Annotated in this window: 10 protein-coding genes; all 10 read right to left on the bottom strand. The window is 41.5% G+C overall.

The genetic code is table 11. The annotated features are described in order from the left end of the window. Position 1: 1 nt before the first annotated feature. The gene (locus tag L1076_RS00480; RefSeq protein WP_042606081.1) at positions 2 to 847 is read right to left on the bottom strand and encodes a hypothetical protein; all 846 of its coding nucleotides are present in this window, start codon (positions 845 to 847) and stop codon (positions 2 to 4) included. After that, a complete protein-coding gene (locus L1076_RS00475) occupies positions 848 to 1,138 on the bottom strand; it encodes a PAAR domain-containing protein (protein ID WP_038867681.1) in 291 nt (96 codons plus the stop codon). It abuts the gene before it with no gap. 11 nt (positions 1,139 to 1,149) lie between these two features. Further along, positions 1,150 to 2,985, bottom strand: coding sequence for a type VI secretion system tip protein TssI/VgrG (tssI, locus tag L1076_RS00470; protein WP_237302916.1), 1,836 nt, complete (start codon positions 2,983 to 2,985; stop codon positions 1,150 to 1,152). Positions 2,986 to 3,030: 45 nt separating this feature from the next. Beyond that, on the bottom strand, positions 3,031 to 3,510 hold the full coding sequence (locus L1076_RS00465; protein WP_038867685.1) for a type VI secretion system tube protein Hcp: 480 nt from the start codon (positions 3,508 to 3,510) through the stop codon (positions 3,031 to 3,033). 208 nt (positions 3,511 to 3,718) lie between these two features. Continuing rightward, complete coding sequence (tssH, locus tag L1076_RS00460; protein WP_237302915.1) at positions 3,719 to 6,295, bottom strand: type VI secretion system ATPase TssH; 2,577 nt, start codon at positions 6,293 to 6,295, stop codon at positions 3,719 to 3,721. 10 nt (positions 6,296 to 6,305) lie between these two features. After that, the gene (gene tssG / locus L1076_RS00455) at positions 6,306 to 7,271 is read right to left on the bottom strand and encodes a type VI secretion system baseplate subunit TssG (protein WP_237302914.1); all 966 of its coding nucleotides are present in this window, start codon (positions 7,269 to 7,271) and stop codon (positions 6,306 to 6,308) included. Next, positions 7,268 to 9,091: a type VI secretion system baseplate subunit TssF gene (gene tssF / locus L1076_RS00450; protein ID WP_237302913.1), complete on the bottom strand. Its 1,824-nt coding sequence runs from the start codon at positions 9,089 to 9,091 to the stop codon at positions 7,268 to 7,270. Before tssF ends, tssG begins: the two co-directional genes overlap by 4 nt. Then, the gene (gene tssE / locus L1076_RS00445; RefSeq protein ID WP_038867691.1) at positions 9,088 to 9,552 is read right to left on the bottom strand and encodes a type VI secretion system baseplate subunit TssE; all 465 of its coding nucleotides are present in this window, start codon (positions 9,550 to 9,552) and stop codon (positions 9,088 to 9,090) included. Before tssE ends, tssF begins: the two co-directional genes overlap by 4 nt. A gap of 8 nt (positions 9,553 to 9,560) precedes the next feature. Next, positions 9,561 to 10,358 carry a type VI secretion system accessory protein TagJ gene (locus tag L1076_RS00440; RefSeq protein WP_237302912.1) on the bottom strand — a complete coding sequence of 266 codons (798 nt, stop codon included), beginning with the start codon at positions 10,356 to 10,358 and terminating at the stop codon, positions 9,561 to 9,563. A gap of 9 nt (positions 10,359 to 10,367) precedes the next feature. Then, positions 10,368 to 11,879, bottom strand: a complete 1,512-nt coding sequence (tssC, locus tag L1076_RS00435; RefSeq protein WP_237302911.1) for a type VI secretion system contractile sheath large subunit — start codon at positions 11,877 to 11,879, stop codon at positions 10,368 to 10,370. Positions 11,880 to 11,926: the final 47 nt, after the last annotated feature.

Genomic DNA, 11,926 nt, shown 5'->3' with positions numbered 1-11,926 from the left:
TTTACTCACTACACCAATTGAAAATCGTGCCAATGGCATAGCCTTGAGTCTCTATATCCACTTGTAAGACTTGAAAGTTCTCGACATGTTTAACGCGTTGTCGATGACAGAGAGAGAGTGCTTTTAGAAGACCACCACACGCCCCTAAAGGGCCTGTTCGGGAATCGGAAAAGATGTATCGAGTCTCCGCACTAATCCATGAAGACAAAAAGTGAATCGAGTTGAGCCATTGTGGCTCTTCTTCAATTCCTATAGACAATAAGAGTTCATCAAAGCTTTGTTCAGAAGCGTTGCCTAACTGCCGAACGATATTGTCTGTCGCCGTATTTAATGGCGTAAGTTCGAGATCTATTGATTGAGTCCGAACGTTAAGCCCCTCTTTAACCGCAACGCAACGCGCCACAACTAATGAATCATATACATCAAACTTGCTGCTTGAACCCTGTGCAAGGTTGATCGCAATAATCCATGGAACTGTGTTTTGATGACTAAGCTCTTCCAATTGACTCAATGCCATTAAGAGCGACGCTTCACCATACGGATAGAAACGAATAAGTGGATTAGCTTCAAGATTAAACAACGACAAAATAACGGAGGAAATACGCTTCAGCACTGACTTGCATGATACCCGAGGAAGTAACACACACACCGGCGCTTGAATGTCAAAACCATGAATGTGATGACTAAGATTCTCGAGTAACGATTGAACCCTATCTTCCAAATTATTGGCATGACTCTTTACACGTATAGCATCATCAGACACGTTAAGTGTGTTGTTAGCATATTGTTCAATAGAGAATTCTCTTCCGTTTAGAACACAAAAAACAGGGTCAAATATGATCGGCATTTATCCCCCAATTAAAACCGTAGTGACGCCAGCGACAATTTTTCCACCATGGGCGGTAGAGTCTCCTAGTCTGGCTGCCGGTTTTCCATTGATCTTAACGCTGGAGGAGCCCGAAGAAACACTATCAGGAGGTCCAACGCATACTAGCTTATCGCCTTGCCTCGCAGCTGGAATACCTGAAATTTTTACGTTTGCAGAACCTATCGCTACAGGGCCGCCCTGATGAGGTACTTTTCCGGTTTTAGCTGGACAGACGTGATGACTTCCTAAGACAGCAGCGGGTTTTCCCATTTGCTTTCTCCCTAGTTCAAAGATATTTGGCCAGCTTTCAGACCGATAGTGGAGCCGTTGATCGAGATCTTATTTCCTTTAATATTGATGTCCCCAGAGCTAGACATTTGTATCGACGCTCCGCCAACTTTAATTTCGATACTCTTCCCAGCGCAAACCGACAAGGCCTCACCAACGTCAGTTTTATGATTTTTTCCAACGTTAAGCGTCGAGTTTTGGCCGATGTCCTGCGTTACATTGTTGGTCACGGTTTCCGTTTTGTTATTTTCAACGGTAATTTCCGCGCAATCTTCTACCAACATTTGAAATAATTTTTCGGCGTGTAAATAGACGTGCTCTTCACCAGGTTTGTCGTCAAAACGTAATTCGTTAAAATTGCTGCCACCTTTCTGCACTGATCGAGATTTGTAACCACTTTGGGATGCTTGATCCGGCAAGCTATACGGTGTTCCTTGGTTACCGTTATACAAAGAACCAGTGACGATAGGTTGGTCTGGATCACCGTTAACGAAGTCAACAATAACCTCTTGTCCTACTCTAGGATGAAAAGCACTCCCCCAACCATTTCCTGCTACTGTCTGAGCAACACGTATCCAACATGAACTGTTTGCGTCATGCTCTCCTTGACGATCCCAGTGGAACTGAACTTTGATTCGCCCATGCTTATCTATGTAGATTTCACCTTCTTTGTTTCCTGTCACTATGGCCGTTTGAAGGCCTCGAACTTGTGGTTTTCCAAACCTAGCTAATGGACGCAATATCGTTTTTGAATCAACACAATAAAAAGCAACTCTCACGCCTTGGTTGGCGGTACCACCCTGACCTGTCTGATTGAATACCGAAGCTGAAACGGAGACAGAAGACAGCACATACTCTTTACCAATTCGACTTTTATCTTCATGTTTTTTGAACTTAAAACACGTTCCAACCGCAAATGATCGACAACTCGTTTCCCCCATGCATTGATAAACATTTTGTTGCAATGACTCGATGTTATGCATGTTTCTTAATGCGAATTGGTCATTGGTTTCAGTCTCCGCCAAATACTCGTAATGCTCACTGACTGGAACGGTGAAGAAGTTGGTTGACCCGTTAGCAGAGTGCTTCGGATAAGAGCTTGGCTTCAACATATTGAAACCGGACAAATGACTGCTTTTTGTCGTGAGGGACTGAGTTTCATTCCATGAGAAGATATGGCTAGATGCTGCGCTACCAGTTGAGTGCTCTACAATAAATTCTGCCGAAGGGGTGTAGTAACTGATATCGTCAAAAAATTCTATGACATGATCTGAATCGGAATGTAAAAAACAGAACGCGATACCTTCCTCCGCCAAAATTCGCCTTACAAAGGCCAAATCAGATTCTTCGTATTGCACTTTATATGTGTATTTGGTGTAAGCTTTAGTAAGCTTAAAACTGAAGGTAATTTCATGCTCAGCAAGAATTTCTGATACGATCTCTTTCACATCTCTATACTGAAATATTCTGCAATTTGTCCGATAATTTGAGAAGCATAACTTTGGTTCGATTATCAACTCTATATTTTTATATTGCTCCCCCCTATCAACAGTCGAAACTCGAGTCCCAGACAGTTTAGCCCTAGAAACTACGCCATGAAAATATCTAGGTTGTAACGATACCAATGAATGATTATCCATACTAATCGTCACTTCTTTGCCTATAATCTGATTTAACTCAGCTTGTTGCCCATTAAAATAAGCGTAAGCATGCAATGAAAAAAGCTCTGAAGCAGCCTCTTTATACTCGAAGGAATTCAGAATTATTGCATCCTCACCAAATGGTGTAAAAATTCTAATGAAGTTATTGTCTTGAGTTGCTTTTATCATTGTACACTTCTTAAAAAATGCGGGGAAAGGATCCCCGCAAATTAATTACATTTGTTGACCTTTAACACCGCTGTAACCGTATACTAATGGTGCTGATGTATTGTTCTTATCATCAGTAGGTGTCACTGTCATCATCATTTCAGTGTATGAAATAGTGATTGTTTCAATCGGGCGATCATCTTGAATTGAAACAGAGTAATTAGAAATCATTGCATCAGTAAGTTCGATTTTCATGATTTCTTCTACTTTTTCACCCTGCTTAGTAATATGGAATACCGCAGGTTTACCTTTACCAATCGTTGCTTCTTTAAATAGATCTGGTGATGAACGATCTTGCAATTTGGTGATAGTTAAATCGTACAAGCGAGTCGCGCTAGCTTCACGGTCCATTGCGGTACCTGTGAATGATGAAATTTCACGACCAACACTCCAATCTACAGATAGTAGTGTAATTAGATCCTTGTACTGCTCAGCAGTTGCTTCACCTTTAATATCTGCATATTTAAGATACGTGTTAGACTGCATGCTAATCTCCTATAGCATTAATAATTGACATATTGCGTAGTTATTTAATCATCAAATCGGCATTGATAATTAATGACTTATGTATCAAAAACTTTATTTTAAATACGCTCTTTTATATCGTTTAATTTGAATTTAATTAAGCACTATTTTCCAAAAAATAAAGTTAATATGAAGCGAGTCTCAATTTATTTTTACATTGAAACCGCTGTTAAATAAGTGAGACGTTAAGTAATTTAATTTCTCCATTAACGTTAATTTCCTCAAATGTCTTACCATTAAGAATAGAACTCAATATCTCATGGGAAATTTTTGGTAACAGCGTATTTTCAATCGTAGTTTGTATTACCCTAGCACCACTCCCTGACTCATTGCTATTATTAACTATGTCATTTATTAATGAATCACTAAACGTTAATTTGGCATTGTAGTTTCTTTGAATTCTGTCGGATATTTTCTGTAATTTTAAAGAAGCAATATTACTTAATACTTCTTTATTTAACGGCAGATATGGAAGTACGTTGACTCGCCCTAAAAACGCAGGTTTAAAATCACCCAGAAGATCCTCCCGTAGCGCCTCTTTTAAAGCTGTTGGTTCTGGGGCTAACTCAGGGTCTTCAAATAGAGACATTGTCGTCTCCGTTCCTGTATTGGCAGTCATGATGATAATAGTGTTTTTAAAATCGATATCTCTTCCTTCACCATCTTTGATCATGCCCTTATCGAAAACCTGATAGAAAATGTCTTGCACACCCGCGTGCGCTTTTTCCATCTCATCCAATAAAATCACACTATAAGGTCTACGTCTTACCGCTTCTGTGAGAACCCCGCCCTCACCATAACCGACATAACCAGGAGGTGAACCTAACAATAGAGAGACTTTATGTTCTTCTTTAAACTCAGACATATTGATTGTCGTAACATTATCTTCGCTACCATACACTTTTTCCGCTATCGCCAGCGCAGATTCTGTCTTACCAACTCCACTTGGGCCTGTAAGCAGAAAAACGCCATTAGGTTTCGATTCATCAGTGAGTTGCGCGCTCGCAGTTTTGATAACCTCTGACATGACTTCGAGTGCGTGATCTTGCCCTACCACTCTATGACTTAGTGTCTCTTTTAGTGTAAGAACCGCTTTGATGTCATCATCTTGCAGTTTTCCTAAAGGGATACCAGTCCAATCTGAGATCACCTCAGCAATTAAGGCTTCGCTAACGTGTGAAAAGACAAGAGGTTGAGAGTTTGAGCTTAAGTCTTTCTCAATACTTACTAAACGATTCTTGTCTTCTTCATTAGCTTCACCTTCCTGAAGTTGAATCTTATGCCGTATTAGTTTTGCTTCATCGACCCATTGTTTTTCTTTTTGCCAAATTTCTTCTAATTCAAGAATCTCACCATGTAGAACATTAATTTTTTCTTTAACATCAGAAATTTTATGGTCATTCGCCGAACCGAATTGAGACTCTTTGTACAGTTGGTCAAGTTCCAACTCTCTTATTTGAAGATCTTTTCGTTTACTATCCAATGTTCCTGGCGTGGATGATTGGCTTAGAGCAACACGAGAGCATGCGGTATCAAGAACAGAAACTGCCTTGTCCGGCAATTGACGACCATTTATGTATCGTGCAGAAAGTTGAACAGCAGCTTCCAAAGCTTTATTTGTGATATACACGTCATGGTGTTTCGACATCACGTCCAACAACCCTCGCAACATTGCAATTGCAATTTCTGGCATAGGTTCATCGATCTTAACGACTTGAAAACGTCGAGTTAGTGCTGCATCTTTCTCGAAATACTTTTTATATTCCGCCCATGTTGTCGCCGCTATTGTCCTAAGCTCACCACGGGCCAACGCCGGTTTCAAAATATTTGCCGCGTCGCCTTGACCTGCTTGCGCTCCACCACCAATCAAACCATGGGCTTCATCAATGAAAAGTATGATAGGTGTTTCCGATTGATTAACTTCTTTAATCACATTCTTTAATCGGTTTTCAAATTCACCTTTCATGCCCGCGCCTGCTTGCAGTAGTGCCATATCTAACGATTTTATTGAAACGTTCATTAATGCAGAGGGAACATCACCATCGATAATTTTTTGCGCCAATCCTTCGACAACGGCAGTTTTTCCGACGCCAGCTTCACCTGTCAAGATTGGATTATTTTGTCTGCGGCGTAGCAAAATATCGATCATTAAACGGATTTCGTCATCTCGACCGACAACGGGGTCGATTTTCCCTAATTTTGCTTGCTCTGTAAGGTCAACAGTAAATTGGTGAAGTGCAGCGTTTTTGCTCTTACTAATCCCTTCGTTAGAGGCGAGATGCTTTGATTCAGATTTATTAACATCCAACAATGTGTTTACATCAATTTTCATTAATTCTGAGCTAGGCTGATTCAACATCGTCACCAAAGTATCATCCGTTAAGTAAGCTCTTAATAAATGGATACAACTCAATTGCTTTTGATTAAATTCAATCGTCGCAATCATCATTGCATTCTGCATGATGGTAACGGTATGTTCAGACAACCCAGGGACCGAATCGCAGCCTGTTCGATACTTTTCTAACTGTTCGAGCAACTGTGACTCCACTCGGCTAGCATCGATATTTTGGCTACGAAAGGCGTCCGCGTATATCCCAGACGGATGTTGGATAATACTAATTAACCAGTGCGTCATTTCAATACTATGATGAGTACGAGAGCTGGCCATTGCGGCAGCATGCTCTAACGTTTCTCTTGCATGCGGAGATAGCCTCTCAACCAACGCTGATAGTGATAATAAAGCCATTGTGAATCCTTTAAATGGTAATTGTTATTCTGCGGTCTTTTGTACGCTTATGCTTCGTCAATACAGAACCAATGCCCAATTGACCGACTTGTTTTGAGATACAAACCTGAGGAAGGTATTTATGTTGAGTCGTTAACTTCCATTTAACGCGCTTATGCTTACCAAGAAAATCGTGTGTTATAGATTTCATCGTATGCACACAAGGTGTATTAGGTAAGAGTTGCTTCACTTGTTTCGTCGTGTTTGGGAAGAATTCAATTGTAACGCCCGCATTGATGTTCCAAGCTTTAGATCCTACTGAAGCACCACTGCCTAATTGAGCGAATTGACCTTCCGGCATGCTTTGAGAAACCAGTCGAGTTTGGTCTTCTCCCGTGAGGTGCAACCATTGCCCCTGAAATTCATGTAAGCGGACATCACATCCTGAGAGGCTTTCGAGCATTCCTTTAAGTGCACTTTTACTACGATTCGATGAAGCAAACACCCCTGCAAAATGATTAGCAAGATGCTGGGTTTGCCCTGTCACCGACTCTAACATGCTACAAAGAGGCGATCGTCGTCCTACCGAATGAGCAGTAACCTGTGAAGTAAGTTGAGTCAGTTGCCAACTACGGTAGTAAAGAGACAGTAACCGATGATTAAAAATGTCATAGAAATCGACCATTGCGTTGTCTCCTTCTTTTTGACGATTCAATGCAAGTTCGCTGTAATGCTGTGGCAAAACACCTTGCTCACCCGTTAATCCGATTAAGTTTGTCTCTAACCTTAATTTGCTCTGGCTGATCGCTTTCACAGCACACAACTGAGAATTCTCATAACCTAACGCAGGATTGACCTTAATCGATATCTTTTCGTCTCTAGGTAGCGCATCGGAACCTAACTGTGCCTCAACTCGAAGTACTTCTTGTTCAATCAAGTGTAACGCTTCAAACAACGAACGCTGTTTCAATTGACGATAAAAGTCTTCAGTCTTCATAGCAGAACCTTATCGCCGGTAAGCGATGGCCATTGATAAAAGCGTTTACCTGTCGACTTCAACTTAACTTCTAGTTGAGTAAAAATATTCACTTCAGCGTACTGAGAGAGATAGACTGATAACACACTGCCTAAAAAGAATATTTGCTCTTTAAGGAGGATTTGGTCTGATACAGTAAGAATCAATTTAACACCATGGGCAAACCCCATTTTCCCTTGCTCGCTCACTCTCCCGGCCACTTTTTCAAACTCGAGTTTCACAAGCGCATCAATCAGAGCCTTTGTTTCTGCCGTACCAGAAAAAGCATATAGGTTCAGGGTCTGTTTGAGCACTGCCAGTCCATCGTCTTGTGTGAAATGATTCAGTGTGAGTAGCTTGGTCAGTTGCCACCGCGTACTTTCATCCATTTCAGGTCTCACTGTTTCAGATAAAGACACCAAACAACGTACTGACTCAAAGTTATCGTTAACGTCAGGTAATGATACTTCTGGTAAACCACCACCAAACGGAAGTTTTTGCGGCAGGTTCCGATTACAACACTCCGCTTGTACGTACATAAGCCAATTTTCACGGCTCTCTGGACTAAAGAGTTGATGTTTTTTATCCACAAAAGACAGATACGTTTCTCGCCCGGGTTCGTCGTATCCACCAGCCCAGTTTTTGTCCTCTCGCCTCATTAACCAATAAATGTCACTATTACCCATGTAGTGCGTATGTTCACCCGCATAATAGCAAGGCAAATTTTCATAAGTCTTATTCCAGTTTCTCAACGTCACATTGGTAATCGAAACAACTTCATTACTCTCTGCTTCTTGGTATTGAGGCGACAAATGGTAATCGTACTCAGATGGCAGTAAACGTTTAGGTTCCATGGTACTTTGAAAGAGGTTAATGACTGGAGTACAGCCCAGCATTAGGCTTTCGTTGTCGACTTGTTTCGGTAACCAGTCGTCTGTGGAGTCAAAGAAAAAACAGAGGCTTATCGATTCACCTAAATCAAGTTTATTGAGTTCTAAATCAATCAGATCAAAGAACATAAATTTTTCTGGGAAGTGTAAGTATTCAACCAACATTCTTGACGCTGAGAAGCTTCTTTTGCCATAGGGCACAACTTTATCCGAATCCGAGAACCCCACAGATTTCAGATGCCTTTTCGTATACGATGCGACTTCTTTCCCTTGAACGGATACCGACATTCCAACAAGATTTTGGAATAACATTTGATACAACTTCTGTGTAAGTTGAGGTTGGCCATTGAGGTAAAACCTCAAGGTGTCGATGCCCATCAGGTTAATTGCACTTTCACTATCATTGGCATGAAGTTGAACATTAAGCATCGAGTTTGCCACTTGCTCCCATCGAGACCCCATAGGTTTCACAGGCGCATTTTCAAATGAGCAATCATTTACGCGTAATGGGTACATTCGCGTTTCATAGCATGTTCTAAATTCACATTCTTTAAATCTTGGAGCGCCGATGACAACACGTTCACCAGAGACAACATCAAAATAGGCATTGGTGGATTCCGAGCACGTCATTTTCACAATCGACATGGAAGGAATTGGCGCGTGAAAATCTGGGTAGAGTTGCCCCAGCAGTGATTCTGTGAATTGAGGGTAGCTGTTGTCTAAACTTTGGCGAATTCTCGCAGTTAAAAATGCGCACCCCTCAAGAAGTCGCTCTACATGAGGATCCTCGACTTGTTCTTCACTTATTCTCAAACGAGACGCGATCTTAGGGTACTGCTCACCGAACTCCTGTCCTTTATGGCGTAAGTAAGCCAACTCGCGATTGTAGTACTTTAGAAACTCTTCACTCATTTTGTTCTACTCAATTTCATACCAAGGCTCACCGGTTCAACTTCTGAGTTAAATGTGACTTCGTGGGTATTGCTTCCAATTAGGCAGGTTGCGGTGATTTTTAACCTCAGCGTTCGATCTGTGGCGCTTTTCTCACCTAAAATACTCACCAAAGGAGACTCTAGACGCGGTTCAAACTCCTTTATTGCATCGCAGACAATTTCACAAAGCTGATTTTGCCCTTCTTGGCTGCTGTATGGCATTGAAGAAAAGTCTGGCAGACCGTAGTTTAAAATGGAGTCTCGAACTTCTAAAAGATCATCAGGAAGTTCACGCCAACCAATTCGACTATTCAGCATGGCTTCAACATCCCTTAATAAGTTATTAAGTAAGGACTGAGAACTTGCTGGAAAGTCTTTCTCTTCACGAACATTCGGATCTGAGTCGATTAGTTTGTCCAGTAATGACGCCTCTAAAGCCATCGCGACCTCTAAGCTTTTAATACGGTTTCTTCAAGTAATTTCAAATCAAAGAGAGGAAGTGCAGTTTCACCCACTAACCAGCACTTTTGACCCAACCCAACGAATAACTCTTGCTCTGCAACTTGTTGCCAATCCGTTTCTCTACCTAGTTTTTGGGCATCGGTTTGAGAACCAATGTAAGTCAAAGGCGTATGACCCTCGCCTTCACCTAGACCTTCTATATCGAATTCAACGGGACGCCAAATCGTCTCTAATAGTGAAGATGGTGTTTTTAGTTCAAGCTGTTTCACATTGGCTATAGGCACAAGGAAGTAATTGCCTGCAGTCGAAAAGAGCTCTATGTATCCACCCAATTGATCATCTATGTCTCGAACGTCATCATAAATATTACCGCCCTGACTAAATGATTTTTTGACGCGTTGTTGCTCTATCTCAGACGCTAAGTCGTAGGCATTACGTTGGTCATTATTTTTTAGTGTTAAGTTGAATTCAATCAATAACCTATTCAGCCCTTCATGGTCACTGACAAACTGAGCCGTTGCTGCTCCATGAAAAAAATCCTTACGGGCTTGAGCTGCTTTAACGAGGTGACGTAGTTGACTGGCTCCAGAAAGATATTCTGGGAACAGTTTAATCGCTTGCATCAACTGTTCGTCCGCCCGTTCAAAATTACCGTCAATACAAAGAAGCTCGATGAAAGAACTACGAAGAGTTGCATCTTTAGGAGAAGCTTTTATATTCTCGATGAGTACTTCTAGTGCTTCTGTTAAATTGCCTTCTGCTAACGCGCTTTTCCATTGTGTCATTTTGATTCCTTACATCACCTTTTCTGGTGATAACTCCGTTATTAATTTGATCGCCGATACCATTTGATCGAGTTGAAAATGAGGACGTAAATGAATCACCGAATAATAATGCCCCGGCGCATCACGCTTTTCTTTCACCGCGATACTTGCCTCGTTCAGGGGGTACTTAGCCCTAAGCTCATCGGACGCCTCATCAGAAGCAGTCGTGTATTGGTGTAACCAATGTTGAAAATCTCGTTGTATTGCAGACGAATCTTGGTAACTACCAATCTTGTCCCGTCCCATCACTTTGATGTAATGAGCAATTCGAGATACACAGAGGGTATACTGCAACATCGATGATAATTTCGCGTTTACGCTGATGTGCGCTTCTTGGTATCGCTGTGGTTCATGTAGAGAAACATTCGATGTCATCCCAATCATGTCTGTTTCCGGTACAGGGGTAAGTGACATGAAACCGTTATCTGCTAAAACCTGCTCTCGTGACTCAGAAAGCTTTACGTTTAAAGGGCTTCTATCACGTGAATTTTTCACATTAAACTGAATCTGACTACGCGTTGGAGCGAGAACAAGGCCTTGAGTATAGTCGCCTTTTTTTATTCCTCTCATGTGAGTAAACCAACCGTGTTCCTGATACGTTCTTATTGCAATGGCACCGAAGCTATATGCTGCGCTTCCCCATAAAAGTTGTGTTTCTGAGTCGTCAATTCTCTCTTCAAACTGAAAACTTTCCGCTCGTGTTCCATCGCTGCCATGCGGCTGGCGAAACAAGACATTTGGTGCAGTGATACCGATAAATTTCGACTCTTCTGATTCTCGTAGCCTTCGCCACTTCCCATATTCCACTTGTTCAAATTGAGTCGAAATATCACCAATCGCTGAAAGCTCAGAAAAACGATTCACCCCAAAAACACCCGGTGTCGCTGACAATATAAAAGGGCTAAATGCTGCAGCCGCTGATTGAGATACCTTACTCAATACAGATAAATCACGATCAAAATGGTTAGTAACAGGGTCGTGACGAAGCTCGTAATCACCAATGACTAACCCAAAAGGCTCTCCACCAGGTGTTCCATATTCGTTTTGATACAGAAGTTTAAACAATGCAGACTGATCAAATTCGATCGCTTTTAATGCGTCTTTACTGATTTCGTCCCATGTTACTGAAAGGAGCTTCACCTTAACTTCTTCTGATGATTGCCCATCGACCTGAGCACATAAATAGCGAAGGCCGATCCAACTGCGCTCTAGCTTCTGGAAAGCACAATGATGGATTATCTCATTGAGTTGTTTTTCGAGTAGCTCATCAATCTCGTCTATAGCACTCATCAGACTATGTCGAAAACTCTCAATGTTTGGACTTTTAGTACCTTCCAACCATACTTTTGCCGAATGTAGTGAATCCATTGAGTCGATAAATTTATTCATCCAATGGCTATCAAGTTCCGCACACCCAAGGGGACTAAATTCGTGCTTCAATTCACTTGGGTCTAAGAAATTTAATGACGTATGTTTGCGCATGTATCAAGCCTATTCCGCTAGAAAGTGTGGTTGGCCAAGACAGCCAA

This window comes from Vibrio sp. MMG023 (assembly GCF_021654215.1).
Taxonomy (GTDB): Bacteria; Pseudomonadota; Gammaproteobacteria; order Enterobacterales; family Vibrionaceae; genus Vibrio; species Vibrio jasicida.
Note: the sequence above shows the minus strand (reverse complement) of the source record. Positions and strands in the feature narration are given on the sequence as shown.

What these genes read in the sequence shown, in the direction of transcription:
- L1076_RS00480 (WP_042606081.1), bottom strand. Translation starts at nt 847, where the DNA reads ATGCCGATCATATTTGACCCTGTTTTTTGTGTTCTAAACGGAAGAGAA.
- L1076_RS00475 (WP_038867681.1), bottom strand. Translation starts at nt 1,138, where the DNA reads ATGGGAAAACCCGCTGCTGTCTTAGGAAGTCATCACGTCTGTCCAGCT.
- tssI (WP_237302916.1), bottom strand. Translation starts at nt 2,985, where the DNA reads ATGATAAAAGCAACTCAAGACAATAACTTCATTAGAATTTTTACACCA.
- L1076_RS00465 (WP_038867685.1), bottom strand. Translation starts at nt 3,510, where the DNA reads ATGCAGTCTAACACGTATCTTAAATATGCAGATATTAAAGGTGAAGCA.
- tssH (WP_237302915.1), bottom strand. Translation starts at nt 6,295, where the DNA reads ATGGCTTTATTATCACTATCAGCGTTGGTTGAGAGGCTATCTCCGCAT.
- tssG (WP_237302914.1), bottom strand. Translation starts at nt 7,271, where the DNA reads ATGAAGACTGAAGACTTTTATCGTCAATTGAAACAGCGTTCGTTGTTT.
- tssF (WP_237302913.1), bottom strand. Translation starts at nt 9,091, where the DNA reads ATGAGTGAAGAGTTTCTAAAGTACTACAATCGCGAGTTGGCTTACTTA.
- tssE (WP_038867691.1), bottom strand. Translation starts at nt 9,552, where the DNA reads ATGGCTTTAGAGGCGTCATTACTGGACAAACTAATCGACTCAGATCCG.
- L1076_RS00440 (WP_237302912.1), bottom strand. Translation starts at nt 10,358, where the DNA reads ATGACACAATGGAAAAGCGCGTTAGCAGAAGGCAATTTAACAGAAGCA.
- tssC (WP_237302911.1), bottom strand. Translation starts at nt 11,879, where the DNA reads ATGCGCAAACATACGTCATTAAATTTCTTAGACCCAAGTGAATTGAAG.